Genomic DNA, 20,549 nt, shown 5'->3' with positions numbered 1-20,549 from the left:
CGTTTAAATACGCGTTAATTTGATGTTTTTAAATCAATCACTTTACATACTTTGAGCGGTTGTAATGTAAAGGCAACTGTTCCCCAAGACCAACCTACGCCAAACCCCGACAAGAGTAATTTAGTCGGTTGACGCAGCAATTCATCTTGCAGACTTAAGCACAACGCTAAGGGTATTGATGCCGAGCTAGTGTTGCCTATGTCCCCCATTGAGATAATCAATTGCTGCTGAGTTATGCCTAATTTGTCACCTAAGCGTTTTAGCATCATTTCATTTGCTTGGTGCATTACGCAGTAGTCTATATCGTCTACTTGCCAGCCTTTATGGGTTAAACAAGCATTAACTGAGGCGGGTATTTCTCTTAGGGTGAATACAAATACCTGCATACCATCCATAAATAATTCTGGGGCGCGATTTGGCGTTCTAGCACCCCCATTTGGTTGAATAAGGTAAGGTGCGCCTGCACCGTCTGAGCCTAGTGAAAAGACCATCTCATCGCAGTTATCACGCTTCTCAATAGCGATAGCACTGACTGCGTCACCAAATAATGATGATACGGCTCGGTTACTTTCGCTGTACTGATGGCTGGTAGTATCACCTACAATTAATAACGCTTTACCTGTTGGTAGCCCGCTGAGTAATTGCGATGTCTGCCACAATCCATAAATAAAACCTGAGCAACCTAAATTAACATCAAAAGCGATAGTGCCTTTATTTAACCCCAGTTGATGTTGTAGCTGTATCGCATTGCCAGGTAATGGGTAGTCGGGAGTTTGAGTCACAAAAATAATCAGCGATATTTCATCGCGATCCCAAGCTAACTCGCTTAATAACGATTCGCATGCGATTAGCCCTAGATCTAATACCGTCTGTTCTGGTGGTGTTACACGTCTTGAATGAATACCTGTAGAGGCAACAATTCGTGCCATTTCTTGGCTAGCAACCTCAGAAGACTTATCAATATTTTCACACACTAATTCAGGTAAGACACAGACAATGCCAGCAATTGAAATCTTGTTAACAGTAGTAATGGTCATTTCTTATCCCTGATTTTTTCACTATATAGAAAAGGTTAGTGCAAATTTGACGCAAGCATGACACTTTCAAGCTATATTATTCAATGTTATAGTTAAAACCAACATTATTCGTTTATTTCAACAGGGTTATCTATGAAAGCTGTGATAAAGTCAGTCAAAATTGCAGGTATGCAAGCCGCTGTTCCTCCCCATAGACATTCATATGTTGAAACACCAGATATTTTCACTCAGGAGGAGGCGGATAAAATTTATGCCAGCACAGGCATACATAGTCGCCGAATCCTGCCAAAACATCTATGTGCATCGGACATGTGTATTGCCGCTGCTGAAACCTTATTAAAGCGCCTTAATTGGGCACCAGAGTCTGTTGATGTATTGATTTATGTATCACAGGATTCTGATTATGCACTCCCAGCCACAGCATGTTTAATGCAACACAGACTTGGTTTGTCTCAGGATGCTGCATGTCTTGATGTGAGTTTAGGCTGTTCGGGTTTTGTTTATGCCACCTGGATGGCGAGTCAAATGCTTAATGGCTCTGATGGTCAACGGGCGTTAGTACTATGTGGCGACACTTCTAGTCGTCATCTTTTGCCTGATGATCGCGGTACTCTTCCTCTTTTTGGCGATGCGGGCGTAGCAACAGCATTACAATTTGATGAGAATTGGACTGACTCTTACGCTGTTTTTGGCACCGACGGCACTGGCGGGCAGCATATTGCAGTAAAAGCGGGTGGGCGACGAAACCCCACCATGCCAGAACTTGAAGCCAGAAGCAGTGAAGAAGAACAAAAGCTATATAAAGAGTCTCGACTTTATTTAAATGGCGCTGCGGTATTCTCCTTTACGTTGAAAGTGGTGCCCAAGTTAATCAGAGAGTCGTTGGCTTTAGCTAATATTGAAGCAGACAGTTTAGATATGGTCGTTATGCATCAGGCTAATCAGTTTATTCTTGAACATTTGCGTAAAAAAGCCAAAATTCCACAAGATAAATATCTCATCGACATGGCCGACTTTGGCAACACATCCAGCGCCTCTGTGCCGCTAGCTATTTGCCATAAGTTAGGTGATTTTTTCGAAACTGATACAAAAAAAGTGATGCTAGGTGGTTTTGGTGTTGGTTGGTCCTGGGGAGCCATTATTACCGATATTGGCCCAATACTGGCGCCACAAATTATAGAGATAAGTGATGATTTTGAGCCATTAACCTTGGTGCAATAACTATAATGAATTTAACCAATAAGTTATATGTTGTTACCGGTGCTGCGGCGGATTCAGACATTGGACTCGCTATTTGCAAAAAGCTGGATGAATGTGGCGCAAAGCTCATTTTAGTTGGCCGGCGAGAAGCGGCGCTTATTGACACAAAACGTCAATTAACTCAACAACATCATCAAATAGCCCCTTTTGATTTAAGTCACCTTGAAGATATTCCATCATGGGTTAAGTCGCTTATCAAGCAACATGGTGCAATAGACGGCTTAGTGCATAGCGCCAGCTATCAAGGCTATAGCCCACTAAGAACTATTTCACCTAAACAGATTAGCCAATATTTTGATGTTAATTTTTCTGCTGCAGTGATGTTAACAGCGGCTTTTTCTAAGGCAAAACATTTTAACTCTGGAGCCAGCTTTGTATTTATAGGTTCAGCAGCAGGTCAAAGAGGCCTAAAGGCTAGAACACTATATGCAGCATCGAAGGCGGCACTATCATCTATGGTGCAATCCGCCGCCTTGGAGCTAGCCAGTAAAAAAATTAGAGTTAATTGTGTTGCGCCAGCTGTGGTAAGTGGTGCAAAAGCTGAACTTCAATTTTCGACTTTAGGCGAACAGCAAAGCCAACTATTAATCGATGCCCATCCATTAGGGTTAAGTTCGCCGCAAGATGTGGCTAATAGTGTTTATTTTCTGCTGAGTGGCTTAAGTGCTAATACAACAGGTATTACCTTAGCCGTTGATGGTGGTTTTCTTGCCGGTTAAACCACGGGTCGCATTTTACGGAAACAACTCCCATGGTATAGGCGCTGGACATATTATGCGTCTATATGCGCTTGCACAGGCAGCGCAGGTTTTTTTTGATATCACTTTTATTTATAAAACCTGTAGTTTGCCTTTACTCAATAAACTGCATCAGGCTAATTTCGACACGCAACAAATAGCAGCCCCATTATCGACAGATGAACTTTTACCACATGCGTTTACCGCCATTATTGTTGATGATTATGATCTGACAACAGATGAGTGGTTACAACTCAATCAACTTACTATTTTTATCGTTAAGCTAGATGATGCCTTAGACCATCAGCCTATTTTGGCGGACTTTGTCATTAATCCGGCCCCCAATGTCAGCCTTGAAGAGTACCGACAACGAGCGCCTAATGCGACTTTTTGCTTAGGGCCTCAATACACCTATTTACGTAAAGAGTTTGCTGCTCAAGATTATATCCCAATAGCTGAGCGCCCAGATTTGCTCATCGCCTTAGGGGGTACAGACCCAAAATCTTTGGCACTGCCGCTTTCAAGAGCCATTATTGATGCACTACCTGAAGCGCATGTCTGCTTGTTGATTGGTCAAGTTCATCAGCAACAGCGCACTTTAGAGCTGCTGGCTAAACAGCATTCAAACTTCTCGATTATTTGTAACCCTCCATCAGTTGCTCAAATAATGATGCAATCAGGGTTAGCCATATCTGCTGCGGGTGGCACATTGGGGGAGTTAGCAAGCCAAGGTGTCCCTACGTTAGCGTTAGTGACGGTTGATAATCAATTGCCCGCACTTGGCTCACCGCTGAATAACAGCTGGTATTATGCTATCGATACGCGTGCTTTTGACTGTAACCAAGCTGATACTCAGATTAATAACGATTTATTGAGTAAAATCAAAGTCGATGCTGTAAACCTCTGGCATGATAAATGCTTGAGACAAGACATGAGTGACATTGCTCGTCAACTGATTGACAGCCAAGGCTGTCAACGAATAATTAAACAGTTGATTGTCAGCATACAACAAAAATCGGAACTTTAATGATAGCGATACAAGCCATTCACCCGACCCATTATTATGACCAAGCCACCTTTGAACTTGAGCGCGTAGAAGTGTTTGAGAAAAACTGGATATTTGTTGGCTTTAAAGATCAAGTGGCTAAAAATCATGATTTTATTACCCTTAAAGTGGGTAATACCCCAGTTGTGGTGCAAAATTTTAATGGTCAAGTTAGTGCATTGCTTAATATTTGTAGTCACAGAAGAGCACGGCTTCAAACGCAAACCCAGGGCAATAGACCACTAGTATGTCCTTATCATTGTTGGAGTTATAAAAGCGATGGCGCATTGGCTGGCGTTCCACAAAATCGTACTGATTTTGGTTTAGATGAGGCTGCTAAAAAGGCGTTATCACTGAAAGAGTTTGCTTTAGAAAGTTGCGGAGAATTGCTCTTTGTTCGCGTCGCGAAAGCAGGCCCGTCACTTGAAGATTATCTTGGGCCGTATTATGCCATTTTAAGCCGTATTTCAGCTGAGTTTACCGATCCTGTTCAACAAGGTGATTATCGGTGGAATACCAATTGGAAAATCGCCTGTGAAACGGTACTAGAAGTTTATCATGTCGCCGGTGTCCACCCGGAAACGTTTGCAAAATTTGCCAAAGCAGAATGTGATATTGAGTTTTTTAATGGGCACACAACAGGTAACACTCCGCTACAAGATACTCCCAAAAAATGGTGGGCAGGGGCGAGAAAGCACCTAAAACTTGAGCAAAGCAGCGAGTTTACTGAATATAATCACTTCTTTATTTACCCTAATTTGGCAATTGGATTAACCAATGGCTCATTAATGTCGCTACAAACCTATGATCCGTTAACATCCACCCAATCGCAACTGAACTTTCAGCTACGAATGATAAAAAGACTGGATGGTAGTGCCACAAGTGATGCTGTAAAAGCGGTCATTAAAGCTAACTTTACTGAGTTTAATCATACCATTTTGGAAGAGGACCGATTAGTGGCTGAATCTTGCCAAGCGAATATGCCTGCTGTTGATACACCAGGCATATTGGGTAAATGTGAAGACAGGATCCGACATTTTCATGACGCCTGGCGTAGCGATATTAAACCGCAGTTAAGTTCGGGAGAATAAGTATGTTTGCTTCCACAATTAATATCGATGGCCGAGAAATAGGCCCACTGCATAAACCGTATGTTATTGCAGAATTATCAGGTAACCATAAAGGTAATTTAGATCAAGCCTTGGCGATGATTGATGCCGCAGCGGCAACAGGTGTTGACGCTATCAAAATTCAAACCTATAGCGCTGATACCATAACGCTTAACCATAATGGCCCAGAGTTTAGTATTGAAGGTGGCCTTTGGGCTGGTCGTACGCTATATGATCTTTATCAAGAGGCTCACACCCCATGGGCGTGGCATAAAGCGCTATTTGAACGAGCAAAACAAAATAATATTACGTTATTTTCATCTCCCTTTGACCTTAGCGCAATTGAACTGCTTGAATCCCTTGGTTGCCCAGCTTATAAAATTGCTTCTTTTGAAATTAACGATATTGGATTGATTAGCGCTGCAGCAAAAACCGGCAAGCCAATCATTATGTCAACCGGTCTTGCTACACTGGAAGAGATTGAAGAGGCTGTTGAAGCTGTTGCCTTAGCTGGTGGCACGCAGTTGGCATTACTGCATTGTATTAGCGGTTACCCAACGCCGATTGAAGATTGTAATTTACGCACTATTACCGATCTGTGCCAGCGGTTTGATTTTCCTATCGGCTTGAGTGATCACACCATTGAAAATACCGCATCTATTACCGCGGTAGCGCTTGGTGCAAGTGTTATTGAGAAGCATTTTACACTCGATAAAAGTGATGGTTCAGTAGATGCGGCATTTTCATTAGAACCTGATGAATTTGTTCAATTAAAACAACAAGCGGATAAAGTGCACAGTGCACTGGGCGTTGCTGGCTATGAAGTAAAACCCAGTGAAGCAGGTGGAAGAGATTTCAGGCGTTCCTTGTATATTGCGCAGGCGATTAAACAAGGCCAGAAGTTTACCGCTGACAATGTGCGATCAGTTAGACCCGCTCATGGGCTACACACGCGCTATTTACCTCAAATAATTGGCCAAATTGCTACCCAAGATATCGCCTTTGGTGAGCCGATGAAAGAAGCTTATCTGTCTTTTCCTTTACTTAAAAAGGAGAAATAAATGCGCGTCATTTGCATTACGCAAGCTCGCATGGGATCGAGCCGATTACCTGGTAAAGTGTTAGCGCCAATAAATGGCCGCCCTATGTTGGAATATCACATTGGCAGAGTTAAGCAGTCAACACTGGTTGATATTCATATTATCGCCACCACTACTGAGTCGACAGATCAACCCATTGTTGACTATTGTGAAGCCAATCAGCAGCCGTATTTTTGTGGTGACGAACATGATGTACTCGATCGTTTTTATCACGCAGCATTAACGGCAGAGGCAACCAATGAGGATATTATTATCCGTCTCACGGGGGATTGCCCGCTTATCTGCCCCAGCCTTATTGATGAGGCAGTGAAACAACATCGTCAAGGGGACATATCACAGTACACACACATTAGCCTCGCGTATTTCCCCAGAGGGTTTGATGTGGAAGTATTTAGCATGGCAAGCCTGTCAAACGCCTATAAAGAGGCGACGACTCAGCCACAACGAGAACATGTGACCCTTTACCTTTACAGCAAACCCGATGCACATATTGTACCGATAGAAACCGGACAATTAGCCTGGGGGCAGTTTAGGCTTTGCGTTGATGAACAAGATGACCTTCATCTTGTTGAACAACTAATTGAGCATTTAGGCAATGACTGGCTTGAGGCGAGTCCTGACAAAATTTGCACTTTGCTGCTTAATAATCCGCAGCTTGCAAAGATAAATGCCCATGTGGCACAACGCACAGCACATTAACATAAACAAATACCTATTTTTGCCGATACACTATTAGCGGCACTGTAAATAAAAAAACACGATAAATTAGAGGTGAATAAGATGAACAGACAAGAATTTTTAAACAACTTAGAAGAGATATTAGAACTTGATGACAACACCTTAAAAGGTGATGAAGTATTGATGGAGCTTGAGCAGTGGGATTCATTAGCTTTTCTGAGCGTGATTGCGATGGCTGATGAGAATTTTGACATCATCATTCAAGGTGACAAATTAGAAGAGATAAACACAGTAGCGGATCTTATTGCACTGGTTGAAGAACATTTAACTGCATAATTAACGAGTCGGTACCGAGATGATCTTTAATCCTATGGATTTCAGCGGTAAACGAGTATTGATTACTGGCGCATCGGCAGGCATTGGCCGCGCATGCGCCGTGTTACTCGCTAAATTGGGCGCAACCTTGATACTCAATGGTCGCGACCAAGTCGCTCTTGAAAAGACAGCATCAAGCCTTGAAGGTAGTGGTCATGTTTGTGCGCCATTTGATATGGCTGATACCGATAAACTCTCTGACTGGGTAAAGTCATTAGTTAAAGAATACGGTTATATTGATGGGTTTGTTCATTGTGCGGGCATTCAAATAACCAAACCTATACGGGTATTTGACCAAGCATTTTTTAATGAAACTATGCATGTCAATTTAGCTAGCGCTATGGCTATCGCTAAAGGTTTCAGGCTCAAGCGTGATCGCTCTAAGCAAGGTGCGATTGTTTTTGTGTCCTCAATTGCGGGGCTTATAGGCCAAACAGGTAATACTGTTTATGGCGCAAGCAAAGCTGGTTTAATGTCGCTAACTCGAGGGTTATCGATGGAGTTGCTGCGGGATAATATTAGGGTTAATTGTGTTGCTCCTGCACTCGTTGAAACAGAGATGGCACAACGCACCCAAGACAGTATGACCGAAGCACAATATCAGCATATGCTTAACCAACACCCTATGGGATTAGGGCAGCCAGAAGATGTGGCCAATGCGGTAGCCTTTTTACTTAGCGACGCTGCTAAGTGGATAAACGCTGTCACACTGCCAGTTGAAGGCGGCTATTTAGCAAATTAAGAAGTAGATAATGGCGTTAAATTTTAAACGTGTAGATGTCAGTGATGCAGAGTTATTGCTCAAGTGGCGTACCGATCCAGAGATCACTAAACACATGTTCAGTGATCTTGAAGATCCATCATTAGACAAACAAAAAAACTGGATACGGTCACTTGAAAAAAATGACAACTATCGTGGTTATATGATCCAAGATGATGGTGTTTCAATTGGCTTTTTGTGTTTTACCGATATAGATAGACAACACCAACGCTGCAGTACAGGTTCTTATATTTATGAGCGTCAAGCGAGACTCAAATATGGTGTAACAATGCATACTTATATTTGTAACTATGTTTTTTACCAGCTAAAGCTCAACAAAATTGTAAACTATGTACTTGATGCAAATGAAAAAGTGGTCAAGCTACAGACATTGCATAAAACGCGTTTAGTCGGTCACCTAAAGCAACATATTTGTAAAAATGGCCAGCTACTGGATGTGCACATTTTTGAGCAGCTAAAAGAAGATTGGCTAACCCAAAAGCAACATTTTAGCTTAGATAAAATATCAGCCGCTTTTAATGATTGGAATAATATATGAGTAACTTAGCCGATATCATCCTCAATGAGACCCGTCAAATTATTGAAAATAAGGCCGAGGTTTGTCCTGAAATAACTGTCGAGTCAGAGTTTTTAGTCGACTTACCAATGGACTCTTTGGACTTAGCAACATTGATTGTGACTTTAGAATTAACAACCGGAATTGATCCCTTTCGTGATGGATTTAAGACGTTTCACAGCATTGCCGAACTGATAGCGCTTTATGAAGGTGCAGCAGTTTAATGTTTGTTATCGATGAGCAATTCTTATTAATTGAGCCGGGCTTACAGTGCTGTGGAATTGATTTTACTCCCAGTGCTGACTGTAAAAGCAAAACGTTCATCGAGCTTAATGGCGCTGCTGACAACGCAACTAGCCCGCTGGTGTCGAAAATGATCCAGGCGATGGTTGATGCACAACAAGCTGATATTCCAGTTATTTTTAATCGAACTAATCAAGATATTGATGACAGCAATCTTCCAACAGGTTTCGCTATTGGACTATTAACATCGGGTACGACCGGGCAACCTAAGTTAGTTTTTCATCGGCTAAACAAATTGATGCCTAAAAACGCTAACAATACCGAGAAAGTGGCTAGCAGATGGCTACTTTGTTATCACCCAATGAGCTTTGCTGGTTTACAAGTCATTTTGCAGGCTATTGTTAGTAAAGATACGTTGATTGCCGATGTTGATGCCAATCTTCAACGCAAAGCCGAGCTTGCGATAAAGCATAGTGTTAATGCCATTAGTGCGACTCCTTCAATGATGCGGGCGTTATTAATGAGCTGGCATACAAAATCACCACCATTGGCCGTTATTACTCTGGGCGGAGAAATAGCTGACCAGCGCACCTTAGATGCTATCAAGTTACAATGTCCTAGGGCTAAGGTGCGTCATATCTACGCAACCACTGAAGCTGGTGTCATATTTTCAGTTAAAGATGGATTAGCGGGCTTTCCTCGAACTTGGCTAAAACAAGAGTTTAATGGCTGGCAATTAACCGCTACGCATACATTACAACTAAACAGGCGTAACGAGTCTATCGACACCGGTGACTGTATTACACTCACTGGTGACAGAGTATTATTTACCGGTCGAGAAGATAGTTTAGTGAATGTAGGTGGTGTTAAGGTTAATCTTGAAACCTTAGAGCAAAAAATTATTGCATTGGTTGGAATAATTGACGCAAGAGTCTACGCCAAAGCTAACCCTATTACAGGGGCACTTATCTGTGTTGAGTTATGTGCTGATGATCAACAGATTGCTAAAGAAGCACTTAAAGAACTTGCTGAACAATTAGAACCTGCGGCACGCCCTAGAATTATCACCTTTAGTGAGCAAATTAGTCTTTCTGCGACGGGTAAAAAACAGAGGTTTATTCAATGAAACACATTATGGTCACAGGCGGTAGTCGTGGACTGGGTTTAGGCACAGTTATTCACTTACTTAATCAAGGTTATAAGGTCTCTACCTGTAGTCGCAATAGCACGGCGGCGATCGACGACCTAGTAAATAACAACGAACATGTTAAGTGGTTTCAATGTGAAGTCGGTAATGCAGAACAAACCGCTACATTTGTAAAATCTGCCTGTGAATGGGCAGAAGTACCACTTTGGGGGCTCATCAATAATGCCGGTATTGCAAAAGAGGGGGTGTTAGCCACCTTTCCTAATGTAGAATCTGATGCGTTATTGCAAGTGAATTTAAACGGTGCGTTGTACTTTGCCCGTGAAGTGCTTAGGGTATTCTTAAGGCAGAATAGTGCGGGGCGAATTATCAATATAAGCTCAATCATTGGTAGTCGAGGTTATACTGGTCTTGCTGCCTATTCTGCGTCAAAGGCGGGGTTAGATGGTTTAACCCGTGCACTTGCTAGAGAGAATGGCCGCCGAAATATTACCGTTAATTCGATTGCTCCTGGTTATCTCGACACTGAGATGTCGTCGACACTTTCAGATAAAAAACGCGACCAAATTATCCGCCGTACACCTATGCATCGTTTGGGTACAGTTGCAGATATAACCCCTGCAATCAGTTTCTTGTTGTCCGATGACGCGGCATTTATTACTGGGCAGACGCTGACGATTGACGGCGGTATTACCAACTAGGACTTCACCTATGGCTATAACTTCATGTCAGCTTTGTAACCGTCAGCAATGGCAAACGTTTTCAGATATTTCATTTGGGATATGGGAGGAAAGTAGCACAATACTTTCCCGTCAAAACTCAGTTTATCCTCTATCAAAATGTAAACATTGTGGACACGTTCAGATTAGTCATGAATATACACCAGCTTTATTTGAAAAGTTGTATTTTCACTCTACCCAAGAAGCCGTCATGTGGCATGAAACTCTAGTGGGTGATAATAGTCCATACGAAGAGATGATAGACTTTGCATTAAATGATTCGACACCTAAGACTGTCGTCGATTTTGGTTGTGGCGAAGGAAAACTATTAGCTGCTGCCAATAAACGACTGCCAGACAGTACACTAGTCGGTATCGATTTTAATGACCGTTTTTCTGAAGATAATATTCACTATCTCTCGTTCGATTTAAATAATCTCGCTCAGTTGCCAAACCAACATTGGCCAGAGGGTATTGATTTAGCGATGGCTTCGCATGTATTAGAGCATGTAATTAATCCAGTTAACTTCTTACAGCATATCAAACAACAACTGAGCCCAAATGGGGCAGTGTTTATTGAAGTCCCTGACTTTTCGCAACACCATACCGTTCAATCCATTGGTATGAGTAATTTAGTTAATTTACAACATATTCATTACTATACGGCAGACTCTATAACTTTTGCAGCCAAACGGGCTGGATTTAAAGTGGTCAAAATTAGTCGTATAACAACAGGCTATATACCCAGATTACAGGTATTACTAACCCCAGATGAAATAGTCCAATCTCATCCATCATCTTCTTTATTTGATGCCGCGAATGTGATCAAACATTATCAAGCACAATGTCGTCAACTACGGGCTAATCTAGCCGATGCATTGCGTGAGAGTATAAGCCGAGATGGTAAGGTTGGTATTTGGGGGGTAGGGGCTGATTTTTATAATCTGATGACTGAGCACGCTGATATAAATGACTTGATTAAGCAAGGCAATATTGTGCTGTTTGATTACGCACTAAAAGACAGAATACTCCAGCAGCAACCCATCTTATGCAGTAGTCAAATTCCTTCGGCCAAGTATACCGTTTTTATGAGCCCTCAACTTGCAGAAACAAGGATAAAGATGCGATCACTTAGCCAAGATTGGCATAATGTTTTAGACCCTTTTTATACCGGGAATGATTAAGATGAGCACGATAGTTGCGACGCAAACATCATGTAAAGTATGCGGTCACACCGCATGGCAAAATATAGATACACTGACTTCCGGTATTTGGAATAAGCTGGCTAAAGAACTCAAAAGACAAGTGCTCCGTTTCCCTATTGGACAGTGCCAGCATTGCAGCCATGTTCAAGTAACCATCCCTTATACTGACGCAATATTTGGTGCACTTTATTTTTCCAATACGTTAGAGCCTGATATGTGGTGTGATACTCCTGAAGGAGAGAAGTCTCCCTATGAGGAGATGTCAGCGTTTTTCGCATCCTATATAAAAATGGGCGCGCATATTGTTGACTTTGGCGCGGGTGGTGGTGCGACGCTGAAGCATATTGATAGTCAATTTAAAGAGTTTTCAATCAAGCTTTCTAGTGTAGATTTTCACGACCACATACAATCGAATACAGTCGAACATATTACTGCTAACTTAAATCAACTGGATACAATCCTGCCTCATTTTGCTAAATATCCAATCAACATCGCAATCAGCACACATGTTCTTGAGCACATAGTCGAACCTGTGCGTTATTTAACGCAAATGAGCGAATGTTTAGTTGAGGACGGTATTATTTTCATCGAAGTGCCAGATTGCAGTCCAGATGCCTTTACAGATAACTTGGGAGTGACCAATATAGTTCATGGCCAACATATTCATTATTACACTAAAGACTCTCTCAAGTTGATTGTTGAAAAAGCGGGTCTGAAAATTATCAATCAACAGCAGCTAACCACAGGTAATATTCCCAGATTATTGTTGCTATTAAAAAAAGTGACCACGGCGCAAATAAGTCACCATAGCGCTATAAAACACTCGGCTAAGCTTGCTGTTGAACAGCGTTTTTCTCAATATAATAGTTACTTGAGTGCTCTATTTAATCGGATCCAGCAGGAGCTAACGCAGCAAGAAAAAGTCGGGTTATGGGGTATCGGTGGAGATTTTTATTTATTAATACAATCGTATCCTTCAATACTCAAGGCAATAGAGAATCAACAAATAATGCTTTATGATTATGAGCTTGCAGGTCACACCTTTGCGGGACAAGAGATTTTATCTAGCACTGCATTAGAACTGGTGGCTAATACTGTCTATATTGTGCCAATTTATGCGCCGACTAGAGAAAGAATGACAAAACTGTCTCAAAATTGGCACGCTCAAATCATCGATCCTTATTCAGATTTTGAATGAACGTGGCAACAATAAAATTCTGCTCACTTGCCGTTACTTCTGGGTAAGAGAAATAATGGTTATTTGATAAGGCTTAAAATGTCAGTAAGATTACTGACAATAAAATCCTGTTCACTTTCTGTTAACTCTGTGTAAAGAGGCAACGTTAAACAGTGACTATAATAAGCTTCCGCTCCAGGGCAATGACCAGGCAAGAAGCCTTTTTGTAGATAAAAAGGCTGAAGATAAACAGGGAAATAATGTACGTGAACGCAAATCCCAGCTAAGCGCATTAGGTTGAAGACAGACTTACGGTCGATATTTGCAGGCAAGCGCACAATAAACAGATGATAGGCGCTGTGACAGTGATTAAGAGGTTGAATAAATTTAATATCTAACTTGTTAAGTAGTAACTCATAACGTTTAGCCAATTGATTACGTTTATCAACAAACTCACTCAAGCGTGTAATTTGACTATTACCTAATCCTGCTTGTAAATCTGTCATCCGATAATTAAACCCAAGATTATGTTGCTCATAGTACCAATCACCTTCATCAGGTCTTAGCATCTCATCTGCGGATTTAGTTATGCCATGACTGCGGTACGATTGCATTGCTTGAGAAAGTTGCAGACAATTTGTGGTCGCAACGCCTCCTTCGGCTGTGGTGATGATTTTAACGGGATGAAAACTGAAAACGGTAATATCACTAAATTGACAACTACCAATAGGCATATCAGCATAGTGTCCACCAATAGCATGCGCGGCATCTTCAATGATTTTTATACCATAAGGCTTTACTAGCTTAGATACGGCCTGCATATCACAACTATGGCCAGCCATGTGCACAGGAATAATAACCTTGGGTAATATTCCTAACCTAGCGGCCTCAAGAAGTTTTTTCTCTAATGCAACGGGGCACATATTGGCTGTTGAGGGATCCACATCAACAAAATCGACGTCCGCGCCGCAATAGAGCGCACAATTGGCCGAGGCGACAAAAGTGATAGGGCTTGTCCAAACAATATCTCCCTTACCAACCCCTAATGCTAGACAGGCTGCGTGCAGCATCGATGTTGCGCTATTTCCTGCCACGGCAAAATTGGCCTGAGTTTCGCGACAAATATTAGCTTCAAATAGAGGTACTTGAGGGCCTTGGGTTAAATAATCACTATTTAAGACGCTAATGACAGCTTCGATATCTGCTGCATTTATATCTTGTCGTCCGTAGGGGATCATTAAACACTCTCCTCATCCAAGTTTTTTATTTCAGCGGTAGATAAAAAATGGTGGTTATTACCAGAGTGATATTCAAACCCCGGTTTAACCAGGGAGCCATTTTCGCCGAGTTGATTAATTGAGTAATCATGCTCACGGTCGAAGAAGGAAATACTTGGCGTTATCACGAAGTGATCATCAAATTCGATGGTGTGATGTGAATCATCAGCAGGGCACATAATTTCATGCATTTTCTCACCTGGGCGAATACCAACAATATCATGCTTAAGACCTGGGCCGTAAGCTTCAGCTAAATCAGTAATATGCACCGATGGTATTTTAGGTACGAAGATTTCTCCGCCTTGCATACGCTGGAAATTCTTTAGTACAAAATCAACCCCATCTTGTAGGGTGATCCAAAAACGTGTCATATCTGGGTGAGTTATCGGTAGTGATGTTGCGCCATTTCGGATTAATTGCTGAAAAAAGGGCACAACCGAACCGCGCGAGCCAACCACATTACCGTATCTAACCGCTGAAAATCGTGTTTCGCCTTCACCAACAATATTATTACCGGCGACAAACAATTTATCGGAAACTAACTTGGTCGCACCGTAAAGGTTTATCGGATTAGCAGCTTTATCGGTAGAAAGCGCAATGACTCGCTTCACCTTGTTAGCAATAGCCGCTTTAATGACATTTTCGGCGCCATGAATATTGGTTTTAATGCATTCCATCGGGTTATATTCAGCTGCAGGTACATGCTTGATCGCCGCGGCATGAATGACATAATCCACATCCTTAAAGGCCTGCATCATGCGATCGCCATCACGGACGTCGCCAAGAAAGTATCGCATACAGGGGGCATTATAGACCTGCTGCATCTCATACTGTTTGAGTTCATCGCGCGATAAAATAATCAACCTCTTAGGCTTGTATCGCTCTAAAATTGTCTTAGTATATTTCTGACCAAATGAGCCCGTACCACCTGTTATTAGAATCGATTTATTATCAAACATGTACTCTCCAAATTGTTGTCTTCGTCGCCCAGCTTTCTTTTTATGTCGATATTAAGCTGGCAAAAGACAACTTTTTCTTGTTAACCCAACATACCGTTGAAGCAATTTCTGCACCATAATGGGTTTAATTAAAACAGTTACTCATTAATCTATTCATATCTATAGTGCAATTTTAGCAATTAAACTTATAAACATTTGTAATCTTAGTAACTTAATTCTAATTGTCTAACCTTATTTTTCTTATGGGGTATGAAAATTAGTTATTTGGTTCAATTTCTAAAAAAATGACTATAAATTCAGTTTTGTCTCTCCTTGTGGCATAAATATCGCACTTAAAAAAGGAATTTTAGATAAACTGTTTAAATTGGATTGATTAGTCGATTAACATGACAATTAATTGACAGAAACTGTGGATAATTAATCGCTGAGGGCACCATGCTTAATACACCATCAGAAATAGCCAAAACATTTGCCATAAGTCAATTTAACGAAGGTTATTTACCCAGCGTTAATCGACATACCTTCGAAAAAATTGACTCAGTTTCTTTGTATGACGAAAAGTTTAAGGACGCCTTTAGCGCAGTTGACACATTACATGTCATCATAGGTTTAGACTCTGGCCTATTAGCTAATTACATCATGGAACGGCCACTCGCTAAGGGGAGTAAATATATTTTCGTTGAATTGCCTGAAGTTTTGGCTCTGCTGACAATAGATATCCCCCAAGCTCTGCAGGACGACTTGTGTGTTACTTCATCAGAGCGTTTTTCTGCCCTCATCAAAGAGCGTGAAAACAATATTTATATTGTGAAGCAAAAATTTAAAATCCATCGTGCAATAGCCGTAGCTGGGAATTACCTGGAGTCGTACTGCGAACTTAACGCTCAGGTTGAAACCGCACTTGATCATGAGTATTTCGAACAAAGCATTGGGTTTAATCAGAAAGTCTTTGTAAGGGCTCAGCTAGATAACTTAGCCGAAAATCTTATTCCAGCTAAAATTTTAAAGAAAAAGTTTGTCGGTAAAAGCTGTATTGTACTAGGCGGAGGGCCATCTTTAGATAATTCTATTAATTGGATTAGAGACAACGCAGACAATTTAGTCGTCATAGCTGCCTCTAGAGTTGTTGGCAAACTAACTAAAGTTAATATCAAAGCTGATATTGTGGTATCAGTAGATCCGCAATCTCACAGTTTTGATGTCAATAAAGAGTTTATGCAGCTAGAACATGATGCTTTACTGATTAATTCCTACCATGTTGCACCTCAAATAATGGGTCAATGGAGGGGGGCAGCACTCTATACTGGTCAGCGTTTACCCTGGAACAACGATAGCGACGAAGACAATATAAAATCAGTTGGTCCGACCGTAACCAACAGTGCCATTGAAATTGCAACTGAAATGGGTTTTAAGCAAGTTTTGCTGTGTGGTGTCGATTTTTGTCATTCTCAAAAAGGCGTAACACACACTCAGGGGACCTATGGTGCAAGTTTAGGCCCTAACATTGGTGTGATGCTTGAATGGGTGGAAACCTATTCTGGTGAGATGGCCGAAACCCCAATTCAGTTAATGCATGCAATAGAGTCATTACAGGCTTCTGTGGCATGTCAAAAAAATACCACTTACATTAACTTATCTCAAGATGCTGCTAAAGTAAAAGGTGTGCGATATCAAGCTTGTCACGATATTAAGCTTAAGCCAATAACGGATAAACAGCGGCAAATGTTAAAGCCTGAAACTTATCAGATATCTACACAAGAAAAACTTAAGTGCCTAAGTGATACCTTAGATGCTCTCACTACAACTCAAAATAAACTGCTACAACTTAACGTCTTAGTGTCAGAAGCATTAGTACTTAATAACAAAATAGAAAAAAGTCAGAAAAAGCCTCAAGCTATTCCAGCGTTGGCAGATAAAATCGATAAGATAGAGCAGAGTATTAATAAAAAATTTATTTCACTTGCCCATCTTATTAAATTTTATGGTTATTATGAGTTCTCGCACTTTTTGTCGACAAAGAAAAAGGAAGAGTGGTCACAGCAAGATGTTGTTAACCACACTCGCATTTACTACCAAGCATTTAAAGCCATCTCTGCTGAAATATCAGCGTTAATAGCCTCTGCTGTACAACGTGTTGATTCTCGGATTAATGAATATCAATCAATAAGTGATGTCACCGCTTTATGCAAACAGTGGAATAACGATAAACAATGGGGAAGATCTGTTCTCTGGCAGGCCAAGCAGCCTCAGCAATACGCAAACTTAGCAACAATCGAACTGGAACAGATTAAAAAGACTCAAAAAAAGTTTTATGACCAATTTATCGTCAAAGAGTTTATAGATGATACAGGTGAGTCTATCGTACCATTTATAGATAATGCTTTTAAAAAACTGCAAATATTACTGCATAATAAGCATCTGCTCGGTATCTCTAAGATTGTCGAATACACTTTCCCCTTTATAGCAACAGACTCAGAGGTTTCTCGACTTTACCATTTAGCGCTAAGTTATCAGTTAATGTTGGAGGAAAATACTGAGGTAGCGTTAGACATAATATTAAAAATACCGAGAAACCTTTGTCATGAAGCTGAGTTTAAACAGATTATTAAGCTTTCTCTAAAACTAAATCTGCTAGAGCTGGCAACCGAATACCTTGCAAAAATAATCCACTATAGCGATGAATACTTACCACAATATGCTCATGCTTTAAGATTGAGTGATAAACCGCAGGAAGCGTTAAATATTTATCTCGACTATTTAAATAAGTACCCTGAGGATATTCTTGTATTGCTAAAACTCGGTATTTTTCTCGCTGAAATGAACCAAATTGATAGCGCTAAATCATGTTTTCAAAATGTATTGAACTTAGATGTCAAAAATCAAGCTGCAATGCGTTATCTGCAGCAGATTGGTGGTTAATAAACACAATCAATGCTGAACAGTTAGTTATCGATAACCATAATTTCCTTTGTTGTCAGTCAAACCGTATAATGGCAGGCGAATAAATTATACATTTCAATAGTGGGGTCGTGTGGGACATACTTATATTTCATTTGAGAACTATAAACGTAAATGGATTTTTAACCATAAAGATTTACCAGTTAGCGAAACGGATAAAGTGATGATTAAGCCTTTATCTGATAAAAGCGCAATGGAAGTCTGGAACAAATGGATAAGTAATAAAAGCAGCCGAGCAGAACAATTCACTAAAGGTGATTGGCCGGTGAAACAGGATGCATGGAGCGCGACTGAACACTGGCAAGCGGCTTGGGATGCGAGTGATAATGTGCTACCTGAAGCTATCATTGAGCATATTCAATGGAGTGATGATACAACTGTTTATTTTTGTTATGAAAAGTACCAGGTTATCGAAACTCGTTGGGATGTGTTTGTCCGTAATTGGAAATGTTTTCTGTTTTTTGATGATGGCCCTTTATTGGTTTCTCCTACCCAAAAACAAGCGCTTATGTTTGAGCAAAACGGACAGTATAAATTAGGCACTCGCGGCTAACTATTCTTTATTTCCGTAATTTTAGCTTAGCTAAGTTGTGCTCAGTTTAATTCAAATATTTATCCAACAAGAATATTTAGTATGAAATTATTATCCTATTTAGGTTTAGCCGTCGCTTTATTCGTTAGTCCAATTCTGCAAGCTAAAATGGTATCTGGCATAAACGTGCCCGATTCCATCGTCGTTAATCAGCAATCTTTAGCCCTTAATGGTGCTGGGGTTCGCAGTAAGTTTTTCATGGATTTGTATATTGGCAGTTTATACCTTACATCTGTTCAATCTGAGCTGGAAAAAGTAATTGAAATGCCCGTTGCGGTTATCCGTTTGCGTATCACTTCAGAGATGATCACCTCAGATAAGATGACCGATGCCATTAAAGATGGGTTTGATGAGGCTACTGATGGAAATAGTGTGCACTTACAAACTGAAATAGACCAGTTTATGGCATTATTTAGCGCTGAAATTAACGATGGTGACCAATTTACTTTTGTATTAACAAGGGATAAAGGGGTTGCAAGTTTTAAAAATGATCAGCCACAGGGGGAAATCCCTGGTGAGTTATTTCGTCAAGCGCTTATTAAAATTTGGTTAGGGGATAAGCCTGCTCAAAAAAGCTTAAAACAAGATATGTTAGGGCAATAGATAATTCATTAAACGCTGGTTCTGTGACGCTTTACACATAAACCTAGTTTACGTTTATGCTTTGAAATCATTACCCAGAGTCGAAATCGTCGAGGTTTTACCCTTATCATTATAGGTTAAACTTGATGCATTTCGACTGGCTTGCAGTGCCTGAGAAAATCTATTTAAACTAGCGATATTCAGTTCTATTAAGCTAGAGTTTTGCTGATTAATATCTTTGCATTCAGCAAGAAGACTTTTCGATAAAGTGACTTTTTCAATAAGCTCGGGGTCTGATGTCAGTCTTGCATGCTCAGGGTGATTAGCCATCGACTGGTCATTAGTTTGCAGTGCTATCAAACATTGCTGCTTTTCTTGGGCAAGTTTCAACAGCTTGTCGGCATTTTGGTCTTGCAGCGCTTGCTTTTCTGCAGATATAAGTGACTTCAGCGACGTCAATATGCCGTGCTGGTGGGAGAGCAGTGTAGATAGTTCAGCCATGCTATTACTCGAATTGTTTTGCTTGAAAAACACTTGTCTATGATGCCATTAGGCACCGGTATTCTGATTTATTTCAGCTCAGAAGAATAGACTACAGCAAACATTCATGCACACAGCAATATTGAGTGCTTTACTACTCTTCTTGGAACTTAAGCCCGCTTAGCTCTGATTCAAAGCTTGCAATATTTGCAGCAAGTTTTTCAGGGTCAATTTTATAACGGCCTTCCGAAATAGCCTGTTTAATTTCGGCTACTTTCTTTTGATCGATTTCAGGTAGGCTAGCCATTTTTGACTGCACACTTTGCAACTCTTGCGCCTGAGGCGTAATGCTAACAGAGTCGGTCTTTACTGTAACAGTGGCAGCTTTGGGAGCTGCTTGAGCGGTATTACCTGTCGTTTTAGCATCTCGTGCCGTTTGCATTGGTGTCGAAGTTGCAGCTTTAAGTTTATTAATGTCAATTGCCATGAGTGGCTCCAGCGTTAATTTTGGTTTTCCAAATAGGCTATCGACC

Annotated in this window: 22 protein-coding genes; 17 read left to right on the top strand and 5 right to left on the bottom strand. The window is 40.9% G+C overall.

Annotated features, from left to right (window positions below):
- Positions 1 to 14: 14 nt before the first annotated feature.
- Positions 15 to 1,037, bottom strand: coding sequence for a ketoacyl-ACP synthase III (locus tag ACRWQM_RS12280; protein ID WP_434930180.1), 1,023 nt, complete (start codon positions 1,035 to 1,037; stop codon positions 15 to 17).
- A gap of 132 nt (positions 1,038 to 1,169) precedes the next feature.
- On the opposite strand from ACRWQM_RS12280, the gene ACRWQM_RS12275 reads away from it, so the two are divergent.
- From ACRWQM_RS12275 to ACRWQM_RS12210, 14 genes are all read left to right on the top strand, one after another.
- Positions 1,170 to 2,258 carry a 3-oxoacyl-ACP synthase III family protein gene (locus ACRWQM_RS12275; RefSeq protein ID WP_434928697.1) on the top strand — a complete coding sequence of 363 codons (1,089 nt, stop codon included), beginning with the start codon at positions 1,170 to 1,172 and terminating at the stop codon, positions 2,256 to 2,258.
- 5 nt (positions 2,259 to 2,263) lie between these two features.
- A complete protein-coding gene (locus tag ACRWQM_RS12270; protein WP_434930178.1) occupies positions 2,264 to 3,016 on the top strand; it encodes an SDR family NAD(P)-dependent oxidoreductase in 753 nt (250 codons plus the stop codon).
- A gap of 55 nt (positions 3,017 to 3,071) precedes the next feature.
- Positions 3,072 to 4,061, top strand: coding sequence for a PseG/SpsG family protein (locus ACRWQM_RS12265; RefSeq protein WP_434930176.1), 990 nt, complete (start codon positions 3,072 to 3,074; stop codon positions 4,059 to 4,061).
- A complete protein-coding gene (locus ACRWQM_RS12260) occupies positions 4,061 to 5,170 on the top strand; it encodes an aromatic ring-hydroxylating oxygenase subunit alpha (protein ID WP_434930174.1) in 1,110 nt (369 codons plus the stop codon). Before ACRWQM_RS12265 ends, ACRWQM_RS12260 begins: the two co-directional genes overlap by 1 nt.
- 2 nt (positions 5,171 to 5,172) lie before the next feature.
- On the top strand, positions 5,173 to 6,249 hold the full coding sequence (gene pseI, locus ACRWQM_RS12255; protein ID WP_434930172.1) for a pseudaminic acid synthase: 1,077 nt from the start codon (positions 5,173 to 5,175) through the stop codon (positions 6,247 to 6,249).
- On the top strand, positions 6,250 to 6,987 hold the full coding sequence (locus tag ACRWQM_RS12250; RefSeq protein ID WP_434930170.1) for a cytidylyltransferase domain-containing protein: 738 nt from the start codon (positions 6,250 to 6,252) through the stop codon (positions 6,985 to 6,987).
- An 81-nt stretch (positions 6,988 to 7,068) separates the two neighbouring features.
- Positions 7,069 to 7,302: an acyl carrier protein gene (locus ACRWQM_RS12245; RefSeq protein WP_226410496.1), complete on the top strand. Its 234-nt coding sequence runs from the start codon at positions 7,069 to 7,071 to the stop codon at positions 7,300 to 7,302.
- 19 nt (positions 7,303 to 7,321) lie between these two features.
- Positions 7,322 to 8,083: an SDR family NAD(P)-dependent oxidoreductase gene (locus ACRWQM_RS12240; RefSeq protein ID WP_434930169.1), complete on the top strand. Its 762-nt coding sequence runs from the start codon at positions 7,322 to 7,324 to the stop codon at positions 8,081 to 8,083.
- Between the two features lie 10 nt (positions 8,084 to 8,093).
- The gene (pseH, locus tag ACRWQM_RS12235; protein ID WP_434928704.1) at positions 8,094 to 8,660 is read left to right on the top strand and encodes a UDP-4-amino-4,6-dideoxy-N-acetyl-beta-L-altrosamine N-acetyltransferase; all 567 of its coding nucleotides are present in this window, start codon (positions 8,094 to 8,096) and stop codon (positions 8,658 to 8,660) included.
- Entirely contained in the window at positions 8,657 to 8,902 is a 246-nt protein-coding gene (locus tag ACRWQM_RS12230) for a phosphopantetheine-binding protein (protein WP_188923647.1), read from the top strand. Before pseH ends, ACRWQM_RS12230 begins: the two co-directional genes overlap by 4 nt.
- The gene (locus tag ACRWQM_RS12225; RefSeq protein ID WP_434930167.1) at positions 8,902 to 10,047 is read left to right on the top strand and encodes an AMP-binding protein; all 1,146 of its coding nucleotides are present in this window, start codon (positions 8,902 to 8,904) and stop codon (positions 10,045 to 10,047) included. Before ACRWQM_RS12230 ends, ACRWQM_RS12225 begins: the two co-directional genes overlap by 1 nt.
- Positions 10,044 to 10,769 (top strand): SDR family NAD(P)-dependent oxidoreductase, encoded by a 726-nt coding sequence (locus ACRWQM_RS12220; protein ID WP_434930166.1) that lies wholly within the window; start codon positions 10,044 to 10,046, stop codon positions 10,767 to 10,769. Before ACRWQM_RS12225 ends, ACRWQM_RS12220 begins: the two co-directional genes overlap by 4 nt.
- A 10-nt stretch (positions 10,770 to 10,779) precedes the next feature.
- Positions 10,780 to 11,970 carry a class I SAM-dependent methyltransferase gene (locus tag ACRWQM_RS12215; protein ID WP_434930164.1) on the top strand — a complete coding sequence of 397 codons (1,191 nt, stop codon included), beginning with the start codon at positions 10,780 to 10,782 and terminating at the stop codon, positions 11,968 to 11,970.
- A 1-nt stretch (position 11,971) separates the two neighbouring features.
- On the top strand, positions 11,972 to 13,189 hold the full coding sequence (locus ACRWQM_RS12210) for a class I SAM-dependent methyltransferase (protein ID WP_434930162.1): 1,218 nt from the start codon (positions 11,972 to 11,974) through the stop codon (positions 13,187 to 13,189).
- 59 nt (positions 13,190 to 13,248) lie between these two features.
- On the opposite strand, the gene pseC is transcribed toward ACRWQM_RS12210, so the two are convergent.
- Together pseC and pseB are read right to left on the bottom strand one after the other, a co-directional pair.
- A complete protein-coding gene (pseC, locus tag ACRWQM_RS12205; RefSeq protein ID WP_434928709.1) occupies positions 13,249 to 14,406 on the bottom strand; it encodes a UDP-4-amino-4,6-dideoxy-N-acetyl-beta-L-altrosamine transaminase in 1,158 nt (385 codons plus the stop codon).
- Entirely contained in the window at positions 14,406 to 15,404 is a 999-nt protein-coding gene (gene pseB / locus ACRWQM_RS12200; protein ID WP_226410488.1) for a UDP-N-acetylglucosamine 4,6-dehydratase (inverting), read from the bottom strand. Before pseB ends, pseC begins: the two co-directional genes overlap by 1 nt.
- Before the next feature lie 435 nt (positions 15,405 to 15,839).
- Here pseB and ACRWQM_RS12195 point away from each other — a divergent pair, with 435 nt between their 5' ends.
- The 3 genes from ACRWQM_RS12195 (at position 15,840) to ACRWQM_RS12185 (ending at position 19,557) form a co-directional block, all read left to right on the top strand.
- On the top strand, positions 15,840 to 18,323 hold the full coding sequence (locus tag ACRWQM_RS12195; protein WP_434930161.1) for a 6-hydroxymethylpterin diphosphokinase MptE-like protein: 2,484 nt from the start codon (positions 15,840 to 15,842) through the stop codon (positions 18,321 to 18,323).
- 112 nt (positions 18,324 to 18,435) lie between these two features.
- Positions 18,436 to 18,915, top strand: a complete 480-nt coding sequence (locus tag ACRWQM_RS12190) for a DUF2947 domain-containing protein (protein ID WP_434928711.1) — start codon at positions 18,436 to 18,438, stop codon at positions 18,913 to 18,915.
- A gap of 81 nt (positions 18,916 to 18,996) precedes the next feature.
- Entirely contained in the window at positions 18,997 to 19,557 is a 561-nt protein-coding gene (locus tag ACRWQM_RS12185) for a chalcone isomerase family protein (RefSeq protein ID WP_434930159.1), read from the top strand.
- 54 nt (positions 19,558 to 19,611) lie between these two features.
- Here the strand turns inward: ACRWQM_RS12185 and ACRWQM_RS12180 are convergent, their stop codons facing one another.
- Entirely contained in the window at positions 19,612 to 20,037 is a 426-nt protein-coding gene (locus ACRWQM_RS12180; RefSeq protein ID WP_434928713.1) for a flagella synthesis protein FlgN, read from the bottom strand.
- A 133-nt stretch (positions 20,038 to 20,170) separates the two neighbouring features.
- Positions 20,171 to 20,503 carry a flagellar biosynthesis anti-sigma factor FlgM gene (flgM, locus tag ACRWQM_RS12175; protein ID WP_226410483.1) on the bottom strand — a complete coding sequence of 111 codons (333 nt, stop codon included), beginning with the start codon at positions 20,501 to 20,503 and terminating at the stop codon, positions 20,171 to 20,173.
- Between the last annotated feature and the right edge of the window lie 46 nt (positions 20,504 to 20,549).

The organism is Shewanella sp. HL-SH5 (assembly GCF_051163755.1).
Classification (GTDB): Bacteria; Pseudomonadota; Gammaproteobacteria; order Enterobacterales; family Shewanellaceae; genus Shewanella; species Shewanella glacialimarina.
Note: the sequence above shows the minus strand (reverse complement) of the source record. Positions and strands in the feature narration are given on the sequence as shown.